Genomic DNA, 23,259 nt, shown 5'->3' with positions numbered 1-23,259 from the left:
CCGCGCCCGCTGGCGCAGGTCGTCACGGGGCCAGGTCGATCGGCGCATGGCGCAGTTCTCCTTGCAGGCCGAGCAGGCCGAGGCGATGCAGGCACTGCTGGGCGTCGAGCGGGTCGAGGGTCAGGTGCAGATCGGCGATCGCTGCTAGCTGGTCGCGCTGGCGCTCCGCCGCCGGACCGCACAGCAGGCACGGGCAGGCCACTCCCTGCAGCAGGCGGGCGAGGGCATCGCGGTCGAGCGCCTCGCTGGCGTAGAGCAGCACGGCACGCGGCTGCATGCGCTGTACCGCCAGCGCCAGCTGGGGCGCCGGCAGCGGCCAGTCGAGCACGCTGACCGGGCATTCGGCACTGCCGACCAGCCAGGCGCACAGCCAGAGCGCCGGCTCCAGCGGCGCCGAGGAGCAATTGACCAGCAGCAGCGGGGCGCTGCCGAGCAGACGGTTGCTGTGGTACAGCCGCGCGCCCAACTTGCTGCGCAGCCAGGACAGGAAGAACGCACGCTCCAGTTCGGCATTCGGCAGGCTGACCCAACGCCGGTGCAGGTCCTCGAGCAGCGGCAGCAGCAGATGGCGGCATACCGTCGCCGGCGGATAGAGGGCCACGGCCTGGTTGAAACCGTCGTCGAGGGCGCGTTCGGCCAGGTTGGCGATGGCGCCCAGCAGTTGTTCCCGGCGCGCCCGCCAGCCGTGGTCGTCGGCACCGCTCGGCACTCGGGCGTCGCTGAGCAGGCCACGCACCTGGCTGACCGACACGCCGCGCTCCAGCCAGTCGAGGATCTGCTGCACCTGCGCCACCTGCGCCTGCGAGTACAGGCGGTGGCCCTTGGCGGTGCGCTGCGGGACGATCAGCCCGTAGCGGCGCTCCCAGGCGCGCAGGGTCACCGGGTTCACCCCGGTGCGCCGCGCCACCTCGCGGATCGGCAGCAGGCCGGCCATTTCGTCGTCCGAAAAATCGTCGCGTGGATCGCGGTCGTCGTGCATGGTCAGATCGCGTCACGCAGGCTGGAGGTTGCCCGATGCAGCTGCGGGCCGGCGCTGAGGCCGGGCTTGTGGCGGGGGAGCGTGAGGGACATGGCAGTCTCCAACTTGTACGTCGCAAGATTTGTGTACAACCTTGCTACAGGATAAGTCGTTGCTGCCGCCGGTCAATAGGTTATGTATAGATTTTGTATAAATATTTGTCTCGGGCGGCGAGGTCAGTGCCAGCCGATCCGCCAGCGTGCGCTGTCGCGCAGCTCGCGCCAGTCGAGCCACTGGCTGCGGCCGCTGTACACCGCCTGCAGCTCGACTTCGAGCAGGTTGCCCGCTTCGTCCTCGAGCAGTTCGACGACCAGGAAGTGCTTTTCCCGGTTGCACGGCTGGCGGGCGGTCCACTTGGAGAGCCGCAGCTTGCGCGGATTGAAGCGGTTGGGCGGATTCTTCGGGGTTGGCGGTTCGATCTGGCTCATCACGGGCCTCGCGTGGTTACCCCACAAGGCTACGCCGGACGGGCAAATCTGTACAAGATGGCGAGTCGTACAAGGCGGGTGCGTACAGCTCGCAGGCCGCTGAGACCACTGCGGGCACTGGCCGCACGCGGTGCGCCGGCGCCGCAGGCGGGCGGGCCGGAACAGGGGGAAGGCGTTGCCGGCGGACGACGGCAACGCCGTTCGGGTGGGAGCGGTTGTCAGCCTTTGGCTCGCAGCGCCGCGAGCTGGTTCTTCAGTTCGGCGACCTCGGCTTCCAGCTCGCGCACGCGCTGCTGCGCTTCGACCTCGGTGCTGACGTCCTTCTGGATGCCGATGTAATAAGTGAGCTGGTCGGCCTCGTTGAATACCGGGGTGATCGACAGCTCGTTCCAGAACACGCTGCCGTCCTTGCGGTAGTTGCGGATTATCTGTCGGCAGGGGCGGTTGTGCTTGACCGCCTCGCGGATCGCCGCGAGGCCCGGCTGGTCGCGGTCGCCATCCTGGAGGAAACGGCAGTCCTGATAGAGGATATCGTCGACGGAGTAGCCAGTCAGGCGCTCGAAGGCCGGATTGGCGTAGATCAGGATATTGTCGTCGCCTTCCTGTTCCGCGACCACGATTCCGTCGTTGGAGGCTTCGATCACCAGTTGCAGCAGCTTGGCATTGATCATCTTGCAGGTCCCGGGTGGTTTCCGCGCATTTTAAAGCAACTGCGCCATCCTGCATGCAGGCCGCGCGTTTTTCGTGGCCGGAAACGCCAGAAGACGGCGAATCGCTGCCATGCACCTGCCTTGCGAAGGCGAGCTCTGCGATACAATGGCGGCTCATCAAGTCCCTCGAGCCATTCGCCATGACCGAACTCACTGCAGCCCCGTCCCCCGCCAGCGGCCTGCCCTTGGGGGAGGAGCTGTTTCCGATCCGTGAAGTGGTCCGCCTCACCGGCGTCAACCCGGTCACCCTGCGCGCCTGGGAGCGTCGCTACGGGCTGATCCAGCCGGTGCGCACCGAGGGTGGCCATCGCCTGTACTCGCAGAGCGACATCGAGTCGATCCGCAGCATCATCGCCTGGACCGAGCGCGGCGTGGCGGTGAGCAAGGTCGGCAGCCTTCTGGCGCGCAACAGCGGGGACAAGGCCGAGGCTCCGGTCGAACAGGGCTCGTCCACCGGCGAGTGGGGCGAATGGCAGGACCGGTTGCGCGAGGCGGTGCGCCATTTCGACGAGGTGCGCCTGGAGCAGCTCTACGGCCAGGTGTTCTCCACCTATCCGCTGGCGTCGGTGTTCCAGGACGTGCTTATGCCGCTGTGGCTGGAGCTGCAGCAGCAGGACGGCTTCGGTCAGACCAGCCAGTGGCTGTTCCTCGATGCCTTCCTGCGCGCCCGCGTGCTGCAGCGCCTGCAGTTCTCGCGGGCGGCGGCGGGGCGAGACTGCGTGCTGGTCGCAGCGATTCCCGGACAGTGTCGCGAGCTGGAGCTGCTGGTCACCGCGCTGCTGCTCGGTGGCGACAGCAATCCGGTGCGGGTGCTGCCGCCGGGCCAGCCCCTGGAGGAGTTGTCGCTGGTCTGCCAGGAAGTCCGGCCACAGGCGCTGGTGCTGTATTCCACCCTGGCGCCCAGCGCCGCGCTGCTGCGCCAGCTGGCCCGGCTGGTGCTGATCCTGGACTGCCCGCTGGCCCTGGCTGGCGAGGCCGCGGTGCTCGGCGAAGGCAGCCTGGCGGGCAGCGCCATCGCCTGCCTGGGCAACTCCGGTCGTCTCATGCAGCGCCGTCTGGCGCAGTTCCTCGCCGGCCACCTCGATACCTGAGGCTGCCTTCTTCAGTCCCCGTCGCCGTAGGGCGGCGGCAGCCGCTCCCGCGAGCCGTCGGCTTCGGCCGGCCGCAGCGCCAGGCCGCCGAAGGAGATGGCCGGGTCGATGTAGCGCATCGCCGACTTCACGTCGCGCCAGCCCACGTAGCTCATCAGCGCCTTGAGGTCCCAGCCGTTGTGGGTGGCCCAGGTGGCGAAGCCGCGGCGCAGCGAGTGGCTGGTGTAGGCCTCGGCCGGCACGCCGGCGCGCTCGAGGATGCGGCGCAGCAGGGCGACCAGGCTGCTGGCGTGCAGGCCGTCCTCGCCCAGGTGCCCCCAGCGGTCGATGCGGCGGAACACCGGGCCGTGGGCGATGCCTGCCACCTCGATCCAGTTCAGGTAGGCGGCCACCGGGCACAGCCGCCGCAACGCCGGCGCCTGGTAGGTGGTGCCGTGGTGGTCGCGGTCGCCCTTGCTGTGCGGCAGGTACAGGGTCATCCCCACGCCGGCCTCGGCGCGGATGTCCTCGACGCGCAGGCGGCACAGCTCGTCGCTGCGAAAGCCGCGCCAGAAGCCGACCAGCAGCAGCGCCGCATCGCGCCGGCAGCGCCGCAGGCTGGCGAGGTCGTCACACTCGGCGGCCTGCGCCGCCTCGCGCTCCAGCCAGTCCACCGCCTGCTGCAGGTGCAGCACCTGCAGCGGCGCCGCCTGCTTGGCCTGCTGCGGGTGCAGGGCGCGGATGCCGCGCAGCACCTGGCGCACTGCCGGCGCCTTGGTCGGATCGGGAAAGCCCTGGCTGTTGTGCCACTGCGCCAGCGCCGCGAGGCGCTGCTTGAGGGTGCTGAAGGCCAGCTGGTCGGCGTAGGCGGCGAGGTAGCGGAGGATGCTCTCGCTGCTGGCCGGCAGGAAGCCGCCCCAGGTCACCTCAAAGTGCTCGACGGCCGACCGGTAGCTGCGCCGGGTGTTCTCCCGCGTGCCAGCCTCGATGTAGCGCTCGACCTCGTTCATTGCCATTGACCCTGCGCCGCTGCCGCTGCGCTCTCGAACCTGATGATTGGCGGCCATCTTATCCCAGGGCAGCGGCGGAAGCGGAGCGCCCTGCAGCTCGGCCTGCCCGGCCCATTGCGGCGCCTCCCGTAGGCGCTCGGGTCGGCCGGATAAAACTGACCCAGATCAAAGGTCGCTGCAGCTCACCGGTGGCGGCGGGGATCTGGTCATGAAATGAAAAGCCACTGTCGCCAAATGAAAGGCCGGCAGCCTGGCGCCTCCCTAAATTCCTCCTCACGGCCTGCCCGGCGAGCCCGTCATCCGGCGCCTCGCCCGGCCGAAGACCTTCGCCCAAGAGGAGAACAACAAGATGCGCGTAGAACCACTCACCTGCAGTATCGGCGCCGAGCTGATCGGCGTGAACCTCGCCGATGCCGTCCACGACGACGGCCTGTTCAACGAGATCAAGGGCCTGCTGCTGCAGAACAAGGTGCTGTTCCTGCGCGATCAGGACATTTCCCGTCCGGATCACGTGGCCTTCGCCCGCCGCTTCGGCGCGCTGGAAGACCACCCGATGGCGCCGAGCCATCCTGAGGCGCCGGGCCTGGTGCAGATATACAAGCGCCCCGACCAGCCGATCGACCGCTACGAGAACGCCTGGCACACCGACGGCACCTGGCGCGAGACCCCGGCGCTGGGCTGCGTGCTGCGCTGCGTGGAATGCCCGCCGGTCGGGGGCGACACCATGTGGGCGAACATGGCGCTGGCCTACGAGCGCCTGCCGGTGGAGATCAAGGAGCAGATCGAGGGCCTGCGCGCCAACCACAGCTTCGAGTCGTCCTTCGCTGCCGCCATGCCGCTCGAGCAGCGCCTGGCGATGAAGGCCCAGTACCCGGACGCCGAGCATCCGGTGGTGCGCACCCATCCGGAAACCGGCGAGAAGATCCTCTTCGTCAACGCCTTCACCACCCACTTCACCAACTTTCACACCAAGGAGCGGGTGCGCTACGGGCAAGACTACAGCATGGGCGGCAGCGACCTGCTGCGCTACCTGATCAGCCAGGCCTACATCCCCGAGTACCAGGTGCGCTGGCGCTGGAAGCCCAACAGCATCGCCATCTGGGACAACCGCAGCACCCAGCACTATGCGGTCATGGACTACCCGGCGTGCCATCGCAAGATGGAGCGCGCGGCCATCGTCGGCGACAAGCCGTTCTGATCCTCCCGAAAAACAAGCACAACACCGAGTAATCCGAGGAAAACACCATGAACTTCATCGATGGTTCCCTGTTCGTCGAAAGCATGCAGAAACTGGTTATCACCGCCGCGCCCTACGGCCCGGAGTGGATGCCGTCCGACTTTCCGGAAGACATCCCGGTGAGCATGGAGGCGCAGATCCAGAAGGCCGTCGACTGCTACAACGCCGGCGCCACCGTGCTGCACGTGCACGTCCGCGAGGAGGACGGCAAGGGCTCCAAGCGCCTGTCCAAGTTCAACGAACTGCTGGCCGGCATCCGCGAAGCCTGCCCGGGGATGATCCTGCAGGTCGGCGGTTCGATCTCCTTCGCCCCGGAGAACGACGGCGACGTGGCCAAGTGGCTGTCCGACGACACCCGTCACATGCTGGCCGAGCTGACCCCGACGCCGGACCAGGTGACCATCGCCATCAACACCAACCAGATGAACGTCTGCGAGCAGATGACCGCCGCCGACATCCGCGGCACCTCGCTGGCCGATCCGGTGATGCTCAAGGCCTACCAGGAGATGACCATCCCGGCCGGCCCGGCCTGGGTCGAGGAGCACATCCGCCGCCTCTCCGACAAGGGCATCCAGACCCACTTCCAGCTGGCCAACATCACCCAGCTCAACACCGTCGAGCGCATGATGCGTCGCGGCGTGTGCAACGTGCCGCTGATCCTCACCTGGGTGGCCATCGGCGGCGGTTTCGACTCGCCCAACCCCTACGACCTGGCCAACTTCGTGCGCGCCTGCCCGGACGGCTCGGTGCTGACCCTGGAAACCAGCATGCGCAACGTGCTGCCGCTGAACATGATGGCCATCGCCCTGGGCCTGCACGTGCGCTGCGGCATCGAGGACAACATCTGGAACCAGAAGCAGACCGCCAAGATGACCACCGTCGAGCAGATCGAGCAACTGGTGCGCCTCTCCCGCGAGTTCGGCCGCGAGGTCGCCAATGGCCAGGAAGCGCGCGAGATCTACAGGATCGGCACCTTCTACAAGGACGCCGACGAGACCCTGGCCAGGAACGGCTTCGCCCCCAACCGCAAACCGGGTCAGGTGGGTTTCACCCAGCACGCCTGATTCCTTGAGTGGCCAGCGCTGAGCTGAGCCTTGCCGGCACGCCCGGCGGGACCTGCATGCAGATGCAGGCCTGCCGCGCCTGCCGGCTTTTTTGCATGCGGCGCGCGGTGGGGCAGGAATCCCCGGCGGTTGTCATGAAATGAAAAACCGCTGTCGCCCGATGAGAAGCGCGGCACGGGGCAACTCCCTAAATTCCCTGTTACACGAGCGGTATTGCTCAACAAGAATGCATTGGGGAGAGAAACATGGCCAAAGCCGTACGCTTCTATGAAACCGGGGGTCCCGAGGTCCTGCGCTACGAGGACGTCGAGGTCGGCGAGCCCGGACCGGGACAGGTCCGCCTGCGCCACGTGGCGGTCGGCCTGAACTACGCCGACACCTACTTCCGCAACGGCACCTACCCGATCCCGCTGCCTAACGGCATGGGCGTGGAAGCCTCCGGCGTGGTGGAAGCGGTGGGCGAGGGCGTCACCAACGTGGCGGTCGGCGATCGCGTCACCTACACCGGCTTTCTCAACACCCTCGGCGCCTACTCGACCGAGCGCCTGATCCCGGCCGCGCCGCTGATCAAGCTGCCGGAAACCATCGCCTTCGAGACCGCCGCGGCGATGACCATGCGCGGCCTGACCTCGGCCTACCTGATGCGCCGCATCTACGACTTCAAGGCCGGCGACACCATCCTGCTGCACGCCGCCGCCGGCGGTGTCGGCCTGATCGTCTCGCAGTGGGCCAAGCTGCTCGGCCTCACCGTGATCGGCACCGTGTCCACCGAGGCCAAGGCCGAAGTCGCCCGCGCCCACGGCTGCGACCACACCATCAACTACAGCCACGAGGACGTCGCCAAGCGCGTGCGCGAGCTGACCGACGGCGTCGGCGTCAACGTGGTGTTCGACAGCGTCGGCAAGAACACCTTCATGGCCTCGCTGGACTCGCTCAAGCGCCGCGGCCTGCTGGTCTGCGTCGGCACCGCCTCCGGGCCGATCCCGCCGTTCGATCCGGTGCTGCTGGCGATGAAGGGCTCGCTGTACATGACCCGTCCGGCGCTGGCCGACTACATCGCCGATCCGGCCGAGAAGGCCGACCTGGCCGGCGAGCTGTTCGACCACGTCGGCAGCGGCCGCATCAGGATCGAGATCAACCAGCACTACGCCCTGCAGGACGCCGTGGAAGCCCACCGCGACCTGGAGTCGCGCAAGACCACCGGCTCGTCGATCTTCGTCATCTGAGGGGGCCCGCCATGCAAGTCGAACAACTGACCTGCGCCATCGGCGCCGAGCTGGTCGGCGTCAGGCTGGCCGACGCCATCCACGACGACGGCCTGTTCGCCGAGATCCGCGCCCAGCTGCTCAGGCACCGCGTGCTGTTCCTGCGCGACCAGGACATCAGCCGCGCCGAGCACGTGGCCTTCGCCCGCCGCTTCGGCGAGCTGGAGGACCACCCGGTGGCCGGCAGCGACCCGGAGCATCCGGGCCTGGTGCAGATCTACAAGCGCCCCGACCAGCCGATGGACCGCTACGAGAACGCCTGGCACACCGACGCCACCTGGCGCGAGGCGCCGCCGCTGGGCTGCGTGCTGCGCTGCGTGGAGTGCCCGCCGGTGGGCGGCGACACCATGTGGGCCAACATGGTGCTGGCCTACGAGCGCCTGCCCGACGAGGTGAAGGCGAAGATCGCGGGCCTGCGCGCCCGCCACAGCATCGAGGCCAGCTTCGGCGCAGCCATGCCGATGGAGAAGCGCCTGGCGCTCAAGGCCCAGTACCCGGACGCCGAGCACCCGGTGGTGCGCATCCATCCGGAGACCGGCGAGAAGGTGCTGTTCGTCAACGCCTTCGCCACCCACTTCAGCAACTACCACACCCCGGAGCACGTGCGCTTCGGTCAGGACTACAACATGGGCGGCAGCGACCTGCTGCGCTACCTGATCAGCCAGGCGTACATCCCGGAGTACCAGGTGCGCTGGCGCTGGAAGCCCAACAGCATCGCCATCTGGGACAACCGCAGCACCCAGCACTATGCCGTCATGGACTACCCGCCGTGCCATCGCAAGATGGAGCGCGCCGGGATCATCGGCGACAAGCCGTTCTGAACCACGCCTAACCCCCGCGTGCATGCCATCGCCGCCCCGGCTTGAGCGGGGCGGCCAGATAACAAGACCGAGGATCACAACATGCAATTCTTCGACGATTCCCTGCACCCCGAGAACATGGAGAAGGTGGTCATCACCGTCGCCCCCTACGGCCCCGAGTGGATGCCCGCCGACTTCCCGGAGGACATCCCGGTGACCATGGACGAGCAGGTGCAGAAGGCCGTCGACTGCTATGAGGCCGGCGCCACCGTGCTGCACCTGCACGTGCGCGAACTGGACGGCACCGGCTCCAAGCGCCTGTCCAAGTTCAACGAGCTGATCAAGGGCGTGCGCGAGGCTGTGCCGGACATGATCATCCAGGTCGGCGGCTCGATCTCCTTCGCCCCGGAAGGCGAGGGCGAGGCGGCCAAGTGGCTGTCCGACGACACCCGCCACATGCTCGCCGAGCTGACCCCGAAGCCGGATCAGGTCACCGTGGCGATCAACACCACCCAGATGAACATCATGGAGCTGCTCTATCCGGAATACCTGGAAGGCACCTCCCTGGCCAATCCGGCGTTCCAGGCCGCCTACAGCGAGATGACCGTGCCGGCCGGCCCGGCCTGGGTCGAGGAGCACCTCAAGCGCCTGTGCGCCAACGGCATCCAGCCGCACTTCCAGCTGACCGGCATGCACGCCCTGGAAACCCTCGAGCGCCTGGTGCGCAAGGGCGTCTACAAGGGCCCGCTGAACCTGACCTGGATCGGCATCGGCGGCGGCTTCGACGGCCCCAACCCGTTCAACTTCTTCAACTTCATCCACCGCGCGCCGGACGGCTGCACCCTGACCGCCGAGTCGCTGCTGAAGAACGTGCTGCCGTTCAACATGATGGCCATGTCCATGGGCCTGCACCCGCGCTGCGGCATCGAGGACACCATCGTCGGCCAGCACGGCCAGCGTATGACCTCGGTCGAGCAGATCCAGCAGTGCGTGCGCGTCGCCCACGAGCTGGGCCGCGAAGTGGCCAACGGCAAGGAAGCCCGCGAGATCTACCGCATCGGCGTGCAGTACGACAGCATCGAGGAAACCCTGCTGGCCAACGGCATGGCGCCGAACCGCAAGCCTGGGCAGAAGGGCGTGCCGCAGCGCGGCTGACCCTCGGGGCGGGCCGGCAGAGCGCCGGCCCGCCTACGCTGCATACAGGTTGCGCAAAGGCTTCACCCCGGGCGAAGCCTTTGCAGAACCGGTCAGGCCGGACCCATAACAACAAGACCCACGCTAGACAGAAGGAGGCAGCATGGCCGCCTACCACCCCACCGCCGATGACGGCGAAGACACTTCCATCGGCATCCCGCGCCGCTACGCTTGGATCGTCTTCGCCCTGACCTTCGGCCTGCTGATCTCCGACTACATGTCGCGGCAGGTGCTCAACGCCGTATTCCCCATGCTCAAGGGCGAATGGGCACTCTCCGATGCTCAGCTCGGCCTGCTCAGCGGCATAGTCGCGCTGATGGTCGGCCTGCTGACCTTCCCCCTCTCGCTGGTCGCCGACCGCTTCGGCCGGGTCAGGAGCCTGGCGATCATGGCCGTGCTGTGGAGCCTGGCCACCCTCGGCTGCGCGCTGGCGGAGAACTACGAGCAGATGTTCGTCGCCCGCTTCCTGGTCGGCGTCGGCGAGGCCGCCTACGGCAGCGTCGGCATCGCCGTGGTGGTCTCGGTGTTCCCGCGCGAGATGCGCGCCACCCTGTCCGGCGCCTTCATTTCCGGCGGCATGTTCGGCTCGGTGCTGGGCATGGCCCTCGGCGGGGTGATGGCCCAGCACTTCGGCTGGCGCTGGGCGTTCGCCGGCATGGCGCTGTTCGGCCTGGCCCTGGCGCTGCTCTACCCGATCATCGTGCGCGAGGCGAAGATCGCGCCCCGGCGGATGGCCGATGCCGCCAGCAAGGCGGCGCTCAAGGCCCAGCGCCCGCTGCGCACCCTGTACTCCAGCCGCTCGGTGCTGTCCGCCTATGTCGGCAGCGGCCTGCAGCTGTTCGTCGGCGGCACCGTGATCGTCTGGATGCCCAGCTACCTGAACCGCTACTACGGCATGGGCACCGACCAGGCCGGCGGTGTCGCCGCCATCATCGTGCTGTGCAGCGGTATCGGCATGATCCTCTGCGGCATGCTCAGCGACCGTATGTGCCGCAACCGCCCGGATCGCAAGATCGGCCTGGCCATCGCCTACTGCCTGGGCAGCTGCCTGCTGCTGTCGGCGGCCTTCGCCCTGCCGGCCGGCCCCGCCCAGCTGGCGCTGATCTGCCTGGGCATGCTGATCGCCGCCGGCACCTCCGGCCCGGCCGGCGCCATGGTCGCCAACCTGACCCACTACACCGTGCACGGCACCGCGTTCGCCACCCTGACCCTGGCCAACAACCTGCTGGGCCTGGCCACCGGCCCGCTGCTCACCGGCAAGGTGTCCGACCTGATCGGCCTGGACAACGCTTTCCAGCTGGTGCCGCTGGTCAGCATCGCGGCGGCGGCGGTGTTCTTCTACGCCAAGCGCTACTACCTGAACGACATGGCCCGCCTGCAGGGCGAGGGCGTCGAGGAAACCGCCAGCGAAGCGGCACTGGAGGCCCAGTCGTGAGCCAGCCGCTGCATATCGAGGTGTTCTTCGACTTCATCTGCCCCTGGTGCCTGATCGGCAAGCGCCAGCTGGAGCGCGCGCTGGCCCGCCTGCGCGCCAGCCGGCCGGATGTCGAGGTCGAGCTGGAGTGGCACGGTGTGCAGCTGCTGCCGAACCTGCCGGCCGCGGGCGTGCCGTTCGCCGAGTTCTACCTGCGCCGGCTGGGCAGCGAGCAGGCCGTGCGCCTGCGCCAGGCCCAGGTGCGCGAGGCGGCGGCCGCCGCCGAGGTGGACATCGACTTCGCGCGCATCCTGCGCATGCCCAACACCGCCGACGCCCACCGCCTGCTGCAGCGCGCCGCCGCCATCGGCAGCGCGCAGAAGGTCGAGGACCTGCTCGAGTGCCTGTTCGCCGCCTACTTCCACAACGGCGAGGATCTAGGCGATCCCGCCACCCTGCTGGTGATTGCTGAAGACTGCGGCTTCGCCACGACGGACCTGGCCGACGCCCTGCGCGGCGACGGCGCTCCGTTCTTCGGCGAGGCGGCCGGCATGGCCGCCGGCGGCGTGCCGTGCTTCGTCTTCGACCGCCAGCTGACGGTATCCGGTGCGCAGTCGACCGAGGTGCTGCTCGGAGCCATGCACGCCGCACTGCAGCGTCGGGAGCAGCCGGCATGACCCGCCACATCGAAGTGCCGGCCGCCAGGGTGCCGGCGCCCGGCGCGCGTGCGCTGGTCGAGGCGGACGGCAAGAGCCTGGCGCTGTTCAACGTCGACGGCCAGTTCTACGCCATCGACGACAGCTGCCCGCACCAGGGCGCCTCGCTGTGCGGCGGGCGCCTGGACGGGCGGGTGATCCAGTGCTGCGCCCACGGCCTGCGCTTCAACCTGGCCAGCGGCTACCTGCTCAACTCGACCGCGCTCAAGGTCGCCAGCTATCCGGTCGAGGTGCAGGCAGACGGCCGGCTGTTCATCGTCATCGCTTCCGAGGAGTCCGCGTCATGAGCGCCATCGCTCTCGTTTCCTTCCCCAGCCGCGTGCGCGAACTGGCGCCGGGCTTCATGGTCAGCCTGATCGTCGCCGCGGCGGCGACCTTCCTCTCCGAGCACTACGGCGCGCCGGTGATGCTGTTCGCCCTGCTGCTGGGCATGGCGCTCAACTTCCTGTCCGCGGACGGCAAGTGCAAGGTCGGCATCGAGTTCACCGCGCGCACCGTGCTGCGCATCGGCGTGTGCCTGCTGGGCATGCGCATCACCCTGGAGCAGATCGCCGGCCTCGGCTGGAAGCCGGTGGCGCTGGTGGTGATCCTGGTGGCAGTGACCATCAGCGTGTCGATGGTGGCGGCCAGGGCGCTCGGCTTCCAGCGCCTGTTCGGCATGCTCACCGGTGGCGCCACCGCCATCTGCGGTGCCTCGGCGGCGCTGGCGCTGTCCGCCGCGCTGCCCAATCACCCACAGAAGGAACGCGCCACCCTGTTCACCGTGATCGGCGTGTCGGCGCTGTCCACCGTGGCGATGATCCTCTATCCGATGATCGCCAACTGGTTCGGCCTGTCGCCGCAGGACGCCGGGGTGTTCCTCGGCGCCACCATCCACGACGTCGCCCAGGTGGTCGGCGCCGGCTACAGCATGTCCCCGGAAACCGGCGACACCGCCACCGTGGTCAAACTGATGCGCGTCGCCATGCTGCTGCCGGTGATCGTCTGCGCGGCGATGATCACCCGCATGCAGGGCGCCGATCCGACCGGCAAGCGCCCGCCGCTGCTGCCCTGGTTCGCCGTCGGCTTCCTGATCCTCGCCTGCGTCAACAGCACCGGCTGGGTGCCGACGCTGGTGCAGGGCGGGGTCAACGAGCTGTCGCGCTGGTGCCTGGTGATCTCGATCAGCGCGCTGGGCATGAAGACCCAGCTCAAGGAGCTGGCCGCGGTGGGCATCAAGCCGATCCTGCTGATGGTGGGCGAGACCGTGTTCCTGGTCGCGCTGGTGCTCGCATTGATGCACTGGGGGCTGTGAACCGTAGGGGCGAATTCATTCGCCTAGATGCCCCGCCAAGGCGAATTAATTCGCTCCCCGCAGCAACGCGACAGACCCGACATAACAACAAGACAAGAGGGTAGGGATGATGCGAAAGAAAGTGCTGTTGTGCGGATTGCTGCTGCTCTGTTCCCCGGTCCGGGGCGACGAGCGCAGCGCCCTGCAGCTGAGCGAACTGGAGAGCCGCGGCCAGCTGCTGTGCGCCAGCGCCATGTTGTATTTCAACCCCGGGGAGCGGACGCCCGACCCGCGCCTGCTGACCTCGGTGTTCCATCACCTGCAGACGCTGGAAACCTACATCCTGCAGCTCGGCCAGCCGGCCGCCCTGGCGCAGCCGCTGGGCGAGATGAAGAAGGTGTTCGCCGAGCTGGACGGCCTGCCGACCGAGCAGCGCCAGCGCTATCCGGAGCTGGTGCAGCAGCTGCTGACCCGGCAGCGACAACTGCAGCAGGCCGCCGCCAGCGCCTACACCGGCGAGCGGCAAAGCCTGGCCGCCGATTCGCCCGCGCTGCTGATCGGCGAGCTGAGCCGCTCCCTGGCCGGCTTCCTCCTCGATTACCAGCTGCGCCACTACCCGTTGCCGGAACAGGAGCGCTTCATCCTCTCGCCGCCGGCGCTGCAGGCGCTCGACCAGGCCATCGAAGGGCGCTTCGCCGACCTGCAATCCCGGCAGACCGGACATGCCGCCGAGCTGGGCAAGATCCGCAGCAGCTACCAGTTCGTGCGCGGCCAGATCCAGCAGGGCGGCAAGCGCGGCCACGGCGGCGCCGAGTTCTACCTGAGCCGCGCGGTGACCGATCTCGACGAGCTGGCGCAGGCGGTGGCCCAGGGTAGCCGCTGATCCCGGCGCATCCCTGCAGGCCCCGGCCGACAGGGATGTGCCGTTCTTCCCCTCACGCTACTTGCGCGGCACCACGCCGTGCTGCGCGCGCCAGCTCGCCGGCGGCATGCCGAACTGGGCGATGAACCAGCGGGTGAAGGAGCTGGGCATCGAGTAGCCGAGCATGTCGGCGATGCGCCCGAGCGAATAGCCGGGGTTCTCCAGGTAGCGGATCACCAGGTCGCGGCGCACGCCGTTGATCAGCTCGCTGAAGGTGGCGCCGCCTTCCTCCAGGCGGCGCTGCAGGGTGCGTACGTTCATGCCCTGGGTCTGGGCGATCTGCTCGATGGTGGCGCGGCCCATCGGCAGCAGCAGGTAGATGCTCTTGCGCACGTCGAACACCAGCGAGCTCTCGCCCTCGGTGTGCAGCGAATCCAGGTAGCGCCGGGCATGCCGCGCCATGGCCTCGTTGGCCAGCGGGTTGGCGGCGTCCAGGTCAGCGGCGGGGCAGACGATGCCGTTGAACTCGCTGCCGAACTCCAGCTTGCAGCCGAAGATGCGCCGGTGCACGGTCAGGTCGGCCGGCGCCTCGTGGGTGAAGTTGACGCTGATCGGGTGCCAGTGCGCGCCGAGCAGGGCGGCGCAGAAGCGGTGCATCACGGCGACCGCCAGCTCGCTGGCCTGGCGGCTGCGCGTCGGCTCGTCGGTGATCACTTCCTCGCGGATGATCACCGTCTTCCCCGCCTCCTCGATGAAGATCGCCAGCGAGTCGTTGAGCAGGTGGCGGTACTGCACGATCACCTGCAGGGCGTCGCGCAGGGTGCGCTGGTGGCTGAGCAGCAGGCTGACCTCGCCGAAATCCGACAGCTGGCGCAGTTCGGCCATGCGCAGGCCGAACGACTCGCAGCCGCTGACCCGCGCCGATTCCTCGAGCAGGTTGACCGCGGCGGCGACCGGAATGCGCTGGTTGGGGTCGTCGAGCTGGCTCTGGCTGAGGCCGAAGCGGGCGAGCAGGCTGAGGGCGTTGAGGCCCAGGTGGCGGGCAACTTCCTGGTAGTTGGTGAGCACGGCGGCTCGGGCGAGGGCGGTCATCTTGTTGTTTCCACGTTTTGCAAATGGCGTCCCGCTACGCTGGCGGGGACACCACTTATAGCCCTGGCGTCGCCAAATGAAAAGCCGTGATCGCTCTGCCACGGCCATTTCGGCGGGGCCCGGCGGCGGGATGGCGAGTCGGGTGGGTGGCAATGCGCCTGTCATCAAATGAAAACTGCCTGTCGCGGAATGTAAAGCGGGTCGGGGGAGCGCTCTTTACTGTTGATCTCAAGCAGTCGGCTGGCTGGCCGACCCGAATATCGAGAGCAATGGTGCTGACGTGGAAAAACTGCAAACCGCCGCAACCGTCCTGATCGTTCCCGGCCTGCGCGACCATGTGGCCGAGCACTGGCAGACGCTGCTGCAGGCCCGCCTGGCCAGGGTGCGCTCGGTGCCGCCGCTGGAGACCGACAAGCTCAGCTGCGCCGCGCGGGTCGAGGCGATCCAGCGCGAGCTGGCGCAGATCGACGGCCCGGTGATCCTGGTAGCGCACAGCGCCGGCGTGCTGATGGTGGCGCACTGGGCGGCCCGCTACCGCCATGACATCAAAGGCGCGCTGCTGGCCGCGCCGCCGGATCTGGACGCCCAGTGGCCGCAAGGCTACCCGACCCCGGAAACCCTGCGCGCCAACGGCTGGGATCCGCTTCCCGCCGGTCCGCTGCCGTTCCCGAGCATGGTCGCGGCCAGCAGCAACGATCACCTGGCCAGCTTCGAAGCGGTGGCCCGCCTGGCCGGGCAGTGGGGTAGCGAGCTGGTCAACTGCGGGGCCGTCGGTCACCTGAATCCGGCCGCCGGCTACGGGCCCTGGCCACAGGCCGAGGAGTTCGTGATGGCTCTGGACCGCCGGCAGGCGTAGGCGTCACAACCGGTCGCTCAGGCCGCCGCTCTCTGAAAGCGATTCATCGTCAACAACAATAAAAACAAGCGGAGTCAACGCAATGCATAACAAGCAAACTCTCGGTGCAACCCCGCTGCGTCGCAGCCTGCTGGCCACCGCCATCATGCTGGCCTCGCTGCCCGCCGCCCACGCCGTCGAGATCGACACCGGCAGCGAGGACTGGTCGGTGCGCTTCGACAACACCGTCAAGTACAACTACGGCGTGCGTACCGAGAGTGCCGGCAAGCGCTTCCTGGGCTCTCCGAACAACAACGACGGCGACTACAACTTCCGCAAGTCGGGCACCAACATCACCAACCGGGTCGACCTGCTGTCCGAGCTGGACGTGATCTACCAGGAGTCGATGGGCTTTCGCGTCAGCGGTGCGGCCTGGTACGACAAGGCCTATGACAACACCGGCTCCAACTCCAATCCGTTCGTCAACGGCAACGGCGACCAGTCCGGCATCAATCCGGGCATCGGCGGCCTGCCGGGCACCGGTGTCCCGCTGGGCAGCCCGCACCTGAGCAACTACGCGCAGCGCTACTACAGCGGCCCATCCGGCGAGATCCTCGACGCCTTCGTGTTCTACAAGACCGAGGTGGGCGAGCAGTCGGTATTCAGCACCAAGATCGGCCAGCACAACCTGTTCTGGGGCGAGACCCTGCTCAACCCGGTGCATTCGCTGAGCTACGGCCAGTCGGGCCTGGACCTGGCCAAGCTGGCCGCTTCGCCGGGCACCGAGGCCAAGGAACTGTTCGTCCCGCGCAACCAGATTTCCGCCTCCTTCCAGGTCAACCCGGAGCTGACCATCGGCGCCCAGTACTTCCTCGAGTGGGACGCCGCCCGCCTGCCGGAGGCCGGCACCTACTACGGCGGTTCCGACCTGGTGGGCGAGGGCGCGCAGAGCTTCCTGCTCGGTCACACCGGCACTCCTGGGCTGATCCCGGTCCAGGGCGCGCTGACCACCATCCGCCGCGGCGACGACCTCAACCCCGACAAGCGCGGCGACTGGGGTGTGATGGCCAAGTGGTCGCCGGAGTGGCTGGACGGCACCCTGGGCGTCTACTACCGCAACAGCTCGGAGATCCTGCCGCAGGCCTGGCTGGACGCCCGCGGCCTGACCGTCACCGGTGCCGGTGGCCCGATCGCCAACCTGTACAACTCGCTGCAGACTGCCACCTACCAGTTCGCCTACGCCGACGACATCGACATCTACGGCATCAGCCTGTCCAAGGAGATCGCCGGCATCAGCGTCGGCAGCGACCTGAACATCCGCCACAACATGCCGCTGGCCAGCATCCCGGCCATCGTCAGTTCGACCAGCTCGGCCGGCCTGGGCAACGGCTTCGGCCTGCTGCCGCCGCGCTCGGCAGGCACCGGGGTGATCTACGACGTGCCGGGCGACGGCGACGGCCTGAGCGCCACCGGCGACACCCTGCACTGGACCCTCAACGGCCTGATGACCATCGGCGACACCCCGCTGTTCGATGCCGCCACCCTGCTGGGCGAGCTGTACTACAGCAACCTGCTGGAACTCGATGGCAACAACGAGGCGCTGTACAAGGGCAAGAGCACCTACCGTGGCATCGACAAGCCGACCCGCGACAACTGGGGCATCGGCGTCAACTTCACCCCGACCTGGTACCAGGTCGTCCCCGGCGTCGATCTGAGCATGCCGGTTTCCGTCAACCTTGGCCTGGATGGCATTTCCCCGGTGCAGGGCGGTGGCGCGGAGGACACCGGCAACTACTCGGTCGGCCTGAGCGCCGCCATCTACAACCAGTACTTCGTCGACCTGAAATACGTGGACGCCTTCGGCGAGGCCAAGGCCTGCCATGACGGCCAGACCGACGGCTCGACCCCGAACGCCTTCGACGGCGAGCAGGACTACACCTGCTACGGCGGCGGCTACTCGTCCTTCTCCGGTGGTGGTTCGACCACGGAAGACCGCGGCGCGGTCTACCTGACCCTCAAGACCACCTTCTGATCCGCGTATTTCTCAGCCTTAGAGCAGGAAAACAACAATATGAAATTCGTGCATACCCTGATCGCAGCCTCTCTCGCCCTGGCCATCGCCGGCCAGGCCCATGCCGCCGTATCCGCCGATGAAGCCGCCAAGCTCGGCGCCAGCCTGACCAAGGTCGGTGCCGACGCGGCCGCCAGCGCCGACGGCGCCATTCCCGCCTACCAGGGCGGCCTGACCACCCCGCCGGCCGGTTTCAAGAACGGCGACTCCATGCGCCCCGATCCGTTCGCTGGCGAGAAGCCGCTGCTGAGCATCGACGGCAAGAACGTCGACCAGTACAAGGACCAGCTGACCGCCACCACCGTCGAGCTGGCCAGGCGCTTCCCGACTTTCCGCGTCGACGTCTACCCGACCCACCGCAGCGTGGCGCTGCCGCCGGACGTGCTCGCCAACACCCTGAAGAACGCCAGCAACGCGCAGTCCAAGGAAGGCGGCAGCGCCGTCGAGAACGTCCTGCCGGGCATTCCCTTCCCGATCCCGAAGAGCGGCGCCGAGGCGATGTGGAACTTCCTGCTGCGCTACCAGGGCGTGAGCATCGCCTCCAAGTACGACTCGTGGAACGTCGATGCCGCCGGCAAGGCGACCCTGTCCACCACCGGCCAGGCGCACATCAGCTATCCGATCTACGAGGACATGTCCAAGCCGATCGGCGCCAAGGACACCTACTACCAGATGAAGCTGGCCTACACCGCGCCGGCCCGTCGCGCCGGCGAGGCCATCATGCTGCGCGACGCCGCCAACCCGCTGGTGCAGCCGCGCAGCGCCTGGCAGTACCTGCCCGGCCAGCGTCGCGTCAAGCTGGCGCCCAACCTGGCCTACGACACGCCGAACCCCGGTACTTCCGGCTCCGGCACCTACGACGACGTGTTCGTGTTCAACGGCGCGCTGGACCGCTACGAGTGGAAACTGGAAGGCAAGAAGGAAATGTACGTTCCGTACAACACCTACAAGCTGACCTACGCCACCGATCCCAAGCAACTGACCACCGCCAACCACCTGAATCCGGATGCGGTGCGCTGGGAGAAGCACCGCGTGTGGGTGGTCGAGGGCACCCTGAAGCCGAACGCCCGCCACATCTACCACAAGCGCCGCTTCTACCTGGACGAGGACAGCTGGGTGGCCCTGGCTTCCGACCAGTATGACGCCCGTGGCCAGCTGTATCGCGGCTCCTTCGCCTTCCTGACCCAGAGCTACGACAAGCAGACCCCGGACGCCACCCCGTTCATGATCTACGACCTGATCGGCGGCACCTACAACATCAACGGCGTGGTCGGCCCGTACGGCGGCATCAAGTACATCGCGCCGCTCTCCAAGACCCAGTGGTCGCCGGAGTCCCTGGCCGGCGCCGGCATCCGCTGAGCAAGGCTCTGCGACAGGCCGCCACCCCTCGCCATTCAGGACGGCGAAGGGTGGCGGCCGGGAGCCTTGCGGCTCCCGATGCGACGTGATTCCGGGTGGCGCCTCGCCGCGACCCGGTACGGTTTCCCCAAGAGGACGCGGTAATGGGTTCCTTCAAGAAGTCCGCGCTGCTGGCGCTGGGTATCGCACTGGGCTCGCTGCAGGGCATCGCCCAGGCAGCCACCTTCGTGGATGTGCTGGACCTGCCGGCCAAGCCGAGCGCCCTGGCGACGCGCAGCCCGCTGCGCGACGTGGCACGGGCCGGTGAGCGGCTGGTGGCGGTCGGCCAGCGCGGGCACATCCTGTATTCCGACGATGCCGGCAAGAACTGGCAGCAGGCCAGCGTGCCGGTCAGTTCCGATCTCAACGCCGTGCATTTCCCGACTGCGAAGCAGGGTTGGGCGGTCGGCAACGACGGCGTGGTGCTGCACAGCAGCGACGGCGGCGCCAGCTGGGTCAGGCAGCTCGACGGCCGGCAGATCGGCGAGCGGGTGCTGGCCCACTACCAGGCGCTGGCCAGCGCCGAGCCGGACAACGAGCAGTGGGCGCAGTTCGTCGCCGAGGGCGAGCGCCTGGTCGCCGAGGGCGCCGACAAGCCGCTGCTCGATGTGTGGTTCGCCGACGACAAGCGCGGCTACCTGGTCGGCGTGTTCAACCTGATCCTGCGTACCGAGGATGGCGGCCGGAGCTGGGTGCCCATGCAGGATCGCACCGACAACCCGCAGAGCCTGCACCTCAACGCCATCGCCGCGGTCGGCGACGAGCTGTACCTCGCCGGCGAGCAGGGCCTGCTGCTCAAGTGGGATGCCGGCCAGCAGCGCTTCGCGGCGCTGCCGTCGCCCTACCAGGGCACCTGGTTCGGCGTGGTCGGCAAGCCCGGCGAAGTGTTCGCCTACGGCCTGCGCGGCCACGTGTTCCGCAGCAGCGACGGCGGGCAGAGCTGGAGCCAGGTGGACACCGGTCTGCCGGTGAGCATCACCGCCGGCGCCCTGGATGCCGGCGGCGACATCTGGCTGTTCAGCCTCGCCGGCCATGCCCTGCGCGGGCGTGACGATGGCGCGGGCGTGGTGCTGGTGCCGCAGCAGAGCCTGGCGCCGGTGGCCGGCGCCGCACCCGCCGGCAGCGCCGGCCTGGTGCTGGTCGGTGAACGTGGCGTGCGTGCGCTGCCCGTCGAATAACGATAAGAAAACAGAGCGAGTACCCAGACATGGGCAATATCAAGCAAGACACCATGCCGGTGATCCGCGACTTGCGTGAGTTCGACCCGCGCTCCGGCAATCTGCTGGAGCGCCTGGTGTTCAACTACCGGCCGCTGTTCATGCTGATGATGGCGCTGGTCACCGTGGTGCTGGGCTACATGGCCGTCACCCGCCTGGAGCTGCGTCCCAGCTTCGACAAGATGATTCCGCAGAGCCAGCCCTACATCCAGAATTTCCTGGAGAACCGCAAATCGCTGCGCGGCCTGGGCAACTCGGTGCGGGTGGTGGTGGAGAACACCCAGGGCGACATCTTCGATCCCGAGTACCTGGATGTTCTCAAGCAGGTCAACGACGAGCTGTTCCTCGCCGAGGGCGTCGACCGCGCCTGGATGAAGTCGCTGTGGAGCCCGGCGGTGCGCTGGACCGAGGTCACCGAGGAAGGCTTCCAGGGCGGCCCGGTGATGCCCGACAACTACGCGGGTTCGCCGGCCGACATCGAGCAGCTGCGCCAGAACATCAACCGCGCCGGCATCGTCGGCAGCCTGGTGGCCAGCGACCTGAAGTCGACCATGCTGATCGTGCCGCTGCTCGACCAGGACTCGGCCACCGGCCACGGCATCGACTACCACAAGTTCTCGCAGATGCTCGAGGAGAAGCTGCGTGCCAAGTACGAGTTCGCCGGCGACGCCAAGGCGGCGGCGAGCGGCGAGGAGGGCAGCGGCAAGTACAAGATCCGCGTGATCGGCTTCGCCAAGCTGATGGGCGACCTGATCGACGGCCTGATCCAGGTGATGCTGTTCTTCGCCCTGGCGGTGGTCACCTCGCTGGTGATCATCTTCCTCTACACCCGCTGCGTACGCAGCACCCTGCTGGTGGTCGGCTGCTCGCTGGCCGCGGTGGTCTGGCAGCTGGGCATCGTCGCCTGGATGGGCTACGCCATCGATCCCTATTCGATCCTGGTGCCGTTCCTGATCTTCGCCATCGGCGTGTCGCACGCGGCGCAGAAGATGAACGGCATCATGCAGGACATCGGCCGCGGCACCCACAAGCAGATCGCCGCGCGCTACACCTTCCGCCGCCTGTTCATCGCCGGGGTCACCGCGCTGCTGGCCGACGCGGTGGGCTTCGCCGTGCTGATGCTGATCGACATCCCGGTGATCCAGGACCTGGCGGTCACCGCCAGCATCGGCGTGGCCGTGCTGATCTTCACCTCGCTGCTGCTGATGCCGGTGGCGCTGTCCTACATCGGCGTCGGCAGCAAGGCCGCCGAGCGCGCCCTGCGCATCGACTCGCGGGCCGCCCAGCATCGCGGTTTCGGCAAGCTGTGGGACCTGCTCGACCTGTTCACCTCCCGCAAGTGGGCGACCGGTGCGGTGCTGGTGGCGACGCTGATGGGCATCGGCGGCTTCATCGCCAGCCTGCAGCTGAAGATCGGCGATCTGGACAGCGGCGCCCCGGAACTGCGGGAGGATTCCCGCTACAACCGCGACAACGCCTACATCACCAGCCACTACGCGCTGTCCAGCGACCTGTTCGCAGTGATGGTCAAGACCGCGCCGGAAGGCTGCCTCAACTACCAGACCCTGGTCCTCGCCGACCGTCTGGCCTGGGAGCTGCAGCAGCATCCGGGGGTGCAGACCACCGTGTCGCTGGTCAACGCGGTGCGCCAGATCACCGCCGGCACCTTCGAGGGCAACCCGAAGATGAACAGCATCCAGCGCAACCAGGACATGCTGAACTACGCCGCCCAGCAGGCCTCGGTGAACGCCCCCGAGCTGTTCAACAGCGACTGCTCGGTGATGCCGGTGATCGCCTACCTCAAGGACCACAAGGCCGAGACCCTGGATGAAGTGGTGGCCATCGCCGACCGCTTCGCCCGCGAGAACAGCAGCGAGGAGCGCCAGTTCCTGCTCGCCGCCGGCAGCGCCGGCATCGAGGCGGCCACCAACATCGTGGTCCGCGAGGCCAACCGCACCATGCTGCTGTTCGTCTACCTGGCGGTGACCGTGTTCTGCCTGTTCACCTTCCGCAGCTGGCGGGCGACCCTGGTGGCGCTGCTGCCGCTGGTGCTCACCTCGGTGCTCTGCGAGGCGCTGATGGTGGCCATGGGCATCGGCGTGAAGGTGGCGACCCTGCCGGTGATCGCCCTCGGCGTGGGCATCGGCGTCGACTACGCGCTGTACCTGCTCAGCGTGCAGCTGCACTACCAGCGCCAGGGCATGTCGCTGTCCGACGCCTACGAGAACGCCGTGGCCTTCACCGGCCGGGTGGTCGGCCTGGTCGGCATCACCCTGGCCGCCGGCGTGGTGGGCTGGGCCTGGTCGCCGATCAAGTTCCAGGCCGACATGGGCATCCTGCTGACCTTCATGTTCCTGTGGAACATGCTCGGCGCACTGATCCTGATCCCGGCGCTATCCTACTTCCTGCTGCCGGACAAGCGCAGCGGCACGGTCGCCGAACGGCAGGTGGAGAGCGGTTCCACCCGGGCCCCGGCCCAGGTCAACCCGCAAATCCACCCCGAGTTCGAAGCATGCGCCGATCGTGGCCTGATACAAAAACAGCGGTGAATGGCCGCAACGACGGCTACTACTACAACAGCAGAA

Annotated in this window: 21 protein-coding genes; 16 read left to right on the top strand and 5 right to left on the bottom strand. The window is 67.9% G+C overall.

Annotated elements, in window-relative coordinates; genetic code table 11:
- Positions 1–22: 22 nt before the first annotated feature.
- The 3 genes from SK095_RS04040 to SK095_RS04030 all read right to left on the bottom strand — a co-directional run bounded on the left by SK095_RS04040 (position 23) and on the right by SK095_RS04030 (position 2,117).
- The gene (locus SK095_RS04040; protein ID WP_320547958.1) at positions 23–979 is read right to left on the bottom strand and encodes a MerR family transcriptional regulator; all 957 of its coding nucleotides are present in this window, start codon (positions 977–979) and stop codon (positions 23–25) included.
- Between the two features lie 215 nt (positions 980–1,194).
- Complete coding sequence (locus tag SK095_RS04035; RefSeq protein ID WP_320547957.1) at positions 1,195–1,446, bottom strand: TIGR02450 family Trp-rich protein; 252 nt, start codon at positions 1,444–1,446, stop codon at positions 1,195–1,197.
- A 218-nt stretch (positions 1,447–1,664) separates the two neighbouring features.
- A complete protein-coding gene (locus SK095_RS04030) occupies positions 1,665–2,117 on the bottom strand; it encodes a PAS domain-containing protein (protein ID WP_320547956.1) in 453 nt (150 codons plus the stop codon).
- Positions 2,118–2,296: 179 nt separating this feature from the next.
- Here SK095_RS04030 and SK095_RS04025 point away from each other — a divergent pair, with 179 nt between their 5' ends.
- Positions 2,297–3,247: a MerR family transcriptional regulator gene (locus SK095_RS04025; protein WP_320547955.1), complete on the top strand. Its 951-nt coding sequence runs from the start codon at positions 2,297–2,299 to the stop codon at positions 3,245–3,247.
- A gap of 11 nt (positions 3,248–3,258) precedes the next feature.
- On the opposite strand, the gene SK095_RS04020 is transcribed toward SK095_RS04025, so the two are convergent.
- A complete protein-coding gene (locus SK095_RS04020; RefSeq protein ID WP_320547954.1) occupies positions 3,259–4,236 on the bottom strand; it encodes a site-specific integrase in 978 nt (325 codons plus the stop codon).
- Between the two features lie 349 nt (positions 4,237–4,585).
- Between SK095_RS04020 and SK095_RS04015 the strand changes: the two genes are divergently transcribed.
- From SK095_RS04015 to SK095_RS03970, 10 genes are all read left to right on the top strand, one after another.
- Positions 4,586–5,434, top strand: a complete 849-nt coding sequence (locus SK095_RS04015; RefSeq protein WP_320547953.1) for a TauD/TfdA dioxygenase family protein — start codon at positions 4,586–4,588, stop codon at positions 5,432–5,434.
- Between the two features lie 47 nt (positions 5,435–5,481).
- The gene (locus tag SK095_RS04010; RefSeq protein WP_320547952.1) at positions 5,482–6,537 is read left to right on the top strand and encodes a 3-keto-5-aminohexanoate cleavage protein; all 1,056 of its coding nucleotides are present in this window, start codon (positions 5,482–5,484) and stop codon (positions 6,535–6,537) included.
- A gap of 245 nt (positions 6,538–6,782) precedes the next feature.
- Positions 6,783–7,763 (top strand): quinone oxidoreductase, encoded by a 981-nt coding sequence (locus tag SK095_RS04005; protein WP_320547951.1) that lies wholly within the window; start codon positions 6,783–6,785, stop codon positions 7,761–7,763.
- Positions 7,764–7,774: 11 nt separating this feature from the next.
- Entirely contained in the window at positions 7,775–8,623 is an 849-nt protein-coding gene (locus SK095_RS04000) for a TauD/TfdA dioxygenase family protein (RefSeq protein WP_320547950.1), read from the top strand.
- Positions 8,624–8,704: 81 nt separating this feature from the next.
- On the top strand, positions 8,705–9,757 hold the full coding sequence (locus tag SK095_RS03995) for a 3-keto-5-aminohexanoate cleavage protein (RefSeq protein ID WP_320547949.1): 1,053 nt from the start codon (positions 8,705–8,707) through the stop codon (positions 9,755–9,757).
- A gap of 142 nt (positions 9,758–9,899) precedes the next feature.
- Positions 9,900–11,231 (top strand): MFS transporter, encoded by a 1,332-nt coding sequence (locus SK095_RS03990; protein WP_320547948.1) that lies wholly within the window; start codon positions 9,900–9,902, stop codon positions 11,229–11,231.
- Entirely contained in the window at positions 11,228–11,887 is a 660-nt protein-coding gene (locus SK095_RS03985; RefSeq protein ID WP_320547947.1) for a DsbA family oxidoreductase, read from the top strand. Before SK095_RS03990 ends, SK095_RS03985 begins: the two co-directional genes overlap by 4 nt.
- Complete coding sequence (locus tag SK095_RS03980) at positions 11,884–12,213, top strand: Rieske (2Fe-2S) protein (protein ID WP_320547946.1); 330 nt, start codon at positions 11,884–11,886, stop codon at positions 12,211–12,213. Before SK095_RS03985 ends, SK095_RS03980 begins: the two co-directional genes overlap by 4 nt.
- Complete coding sequence (locus SK095_RS03975) at positions 12,210–13,220, top strand: YeiH family protein (protein WP_320547945.1); 1,011 nt, start codon at positions 12,210–12,212, stop codon at positions 13,218–13,220. Before SK095_RS03980 ends, SK095_RS03975 begins: the two co-directional genes overlap by 4 nt.
- A gap of 106 nt (positions 13,221–13,326) precedes the next feature.
- Positions 13,327–14,082 carry a hypothetical protein gene (locus tag SK095_RS03970; protein ID WP_320547944.1) on the top strand — a complete coding sequence of 252 codons (756 nt, stop codon included), beginning with the start codon at positions 13,327–13,329 and terminating at the stop codon, positions 14,080–14,082.
- 57 nt (positions 14,083–14,139) lie between these two features.
- On the opposite strand, the gene SK095_RS03965 is transcribed toward SK095_RS03970, so the two are convergent.
- The gene (locus SK095_RS03965) at positions 14,140–15,153 is read right to left on the bottom strand and encodes an AraC family transcriptional regulator (RefSeq protein ID WP_136488287.1); all 1,014 of its coding nucleotides are present in this window, start codon (positions 15,151–15,153) and stop codon (positions 14,140–14,142) included.
- A gap of 280 nt (positions 15,154–15,433) precedes the next feature.
- On the opposite strand from SK095_RS03965, the gene SK095_RS03960 reads away from it, so the two are divergent.
- The 5 genes from SK095_RS03960 to SK095_RS03940 all read left to right on the top strand — a co-directional run bounded on the left by SK095_RS03960 (position 15,434) and on the right by SK095_RS03940 (position 23,223).
- A complete protein-coding gene (locus tag SK095_RS03960; protein WP_201486517.1) occupies positions 15,434–16,009 on the top strand; it encodes an RBBP9/YdeN family alpha/beta hydrolase in 576 nt (191 codons plus the stop codon).
- An 82-nt stretch (positions 16,010–16,091) separates the two neighbouring features.
- Entirely contained in the window at positions 16,092–18,020 is a 1,929-nt protein-coding gene (locus SK095_RS03955; RefSeq protein ID WP_320547943.1) for a DUF1302 domain-containing protein, read from the top strand.
- 39 nt (positions 18,021–18,059) lie between these two features.
- Entirely contained in the window at positions 18,060–19,418 is a 1,359-nt protein-coding gene (locus tag SK095_RS03950; RefSeq protein ID WP_320547942.1) for a DUF1329 domain-containing protein, read from the top strand.
- A 143-nt stretch (positions 19,419–19,561) separates the two neighbouring features.
- Positions 19,562–20,635: a WD40/YVTN/BNR-like repeat-containing protein gene (locus tag SK095_RS03945; protein ID WP_136488283.1), complete on the top strand. Its 1,074-nt coding sequence runs from the start codon at positions 19,562–19,564 to the stop codon at positions 20,633–20,635.
- Positions 20,636–20,664: 29 nt separating this feature from the next.
- A complete protein-coding gene (locus tag SK095_RS03940) occupies positions 20,665–23,223 on the top strand; it encodes an efflux RND transporter permease subunit (RefSeq protein ID WP_320547941.1) in 2,559 nt (852 codons plus the stop codon).
- Positions 23,224–23,259: the final 36 nt, after the last annotated feature.

The sequence above is a fragment of the Pseudomonas sp. AN-1 genome, assembly GCF_034057115.1.
Taxonomy (GTDB): Bacteria; Pseudomonadota; Gammaproteobacteria; order Pseudomonadales; family Pseudomonadaceae; genus Geopseudomonas.
The sequence above is the reverse complement of the archived record's forward strand: the minus strand, read 5'-3'. Positions and strand labels throughout refer to the sequence as shown.

What these genes read in the sequence shown, in the direction of transcription:
- SK095_RS03980 (WP_320547946.1), top strand. Translation starts at nt 11,884, where the DNA reads ATGACCCGCCACATCGAAGTGCCGGCCGCCAGGGTGCCGGCGCCCGGC.
- SK095_RS04010 (WP_320547952.1), top strand. Translation starts at nt 5,482, where the DNA reads ATGAACTTCATCGATGGTTCCCTGTTCGTCGAAAGCATGCAGAAACTG.
- SK095_RS03955 (WP_320547943.1), top strand. Translation starts at nt 16,092, where the DNA reads ATGCATAACAAGCAAACTCTCGGTGCAACCCCGCTGCGTCGCAGCCTG.
- SK095_RS04000 (WP_320547950.1), top strand. Translation starts at nt 7,775, where the DNA reads ATGCAAGTCGAACAACTGACCTGCGCCATCGGCGCCGAGCTGGTCGGC.
- SK095_RS04015 (WP_320547953.1), top strand. Translation starts at nt 4,586, where the DNA reads ATGCGCGTAGAACCACTCACCTGCAGTATCGGCGCCGAGCTGATCGGC.
- SK095_RS03950 (WP_320547942.1), top strand. Translation starts at nt 18,060, where the DNA reads ATGAAATTCGTGCATACCCTGATCGCAGCCTCTCTCGCCCTGGCCATC.
- SK095_RS04040 (WP_320547958.1), bottom strand. Translation starts at nt 979, where the DNA reads ATGCACGACGACCGCGATCCACGCGACGATTTTTCGGACGACGAAATG.
- SK095_RS04035 (WP_320547957.1), bottom strand. Translation starts at nt 1,446, where the DNA reads ATGAGCCAGATCGAACCGCCAACCCCGAAGAATCCGCCCAACCGCTTC.
- SK095_RS04005 (WP_320547951.1), top strand. Translation starts at nt 6,783, where the DNA reads ATGGCCAAAGCCGTACGCTTCTATGAAACCGGGGGTCCCGAGGTCCTG.
- SK095_RS03990 (WP_320547948.1), top strand. Translation starts at nt 9,900, where the DNA reads ATGGCCGCCTACCACCCCACCGCCGATGACGGCGAAGACACTTCCATC.
- SK095_RS03975 (WP_320547945.1), top strand. Translation starts at nt 12,210, where the DNA reads ATGAGCGCCATCGCTCTCGTTTCCTTCCCCAGCCGCGTGCGCGAACTG.
- SK095_RS03940 (WP_320547941.1), top strand. Translation starts at nt 20,665, where the DNA reads ATGGGCAATATCAAGCAAGACACCATGCCGGTGATCCGCGACTTGCGT.
- SK095_RS03970 (WP_320547944.1), top strand. Translation starts at nt 13,327, where the DNA reads ATGATGCGAAAGAAAGTGCTGTTGTGCGGATTGCTGCTGCTCTGTTCC.
- SK095_RS03945 (WP_136488283.1), top strand. Translation starts at nt 19,562, where the DNA reads ATGGGTTCCTTCAAGAAGTCCGCGCTGCTGGCGCTGGGTATCGCACTG.
- SK095_RS04030 (WP_320547956.1), bottom strand. Translation starts at nt 2,117, where the DNA reads ATGATCAATGCCAAGCTGCTGCAACTGGTGATCGAAGCCTCCAACGAC.
- SK095_RS04025 (WP_320547955.1), top strand. Translation starts at nt 2,297, where the DNA reads ATGACCGAACTCACTGCAGCCCCGTCCCCCGCCAGCGGCCTGCCCTTG.
- SK095_RS04020 (WP_320547954.1), bottom strand. Translation starts at nt 4,236, where the DNA reads ATGAACGAGGTCGAGCGCTACATCGAGGCTGGCACGCGGGAGAACACC.
- SK095_RS03965 (WP_136488287.1), bottom strand. Translation starts at nt 15,153, where the DNA reads ATGACCGCCCTCGCCCGAGCCGCCGTGCTCACCAACTACCAGGAAGTT.
- SK095_RS03995 (WP_320547949.1), top strand. Translation starts at nt 8,705, where the DNA reads ATGCAATTCTTCGACGATTCCCTGCACCCCGAGAACATGGAGAAGGTG.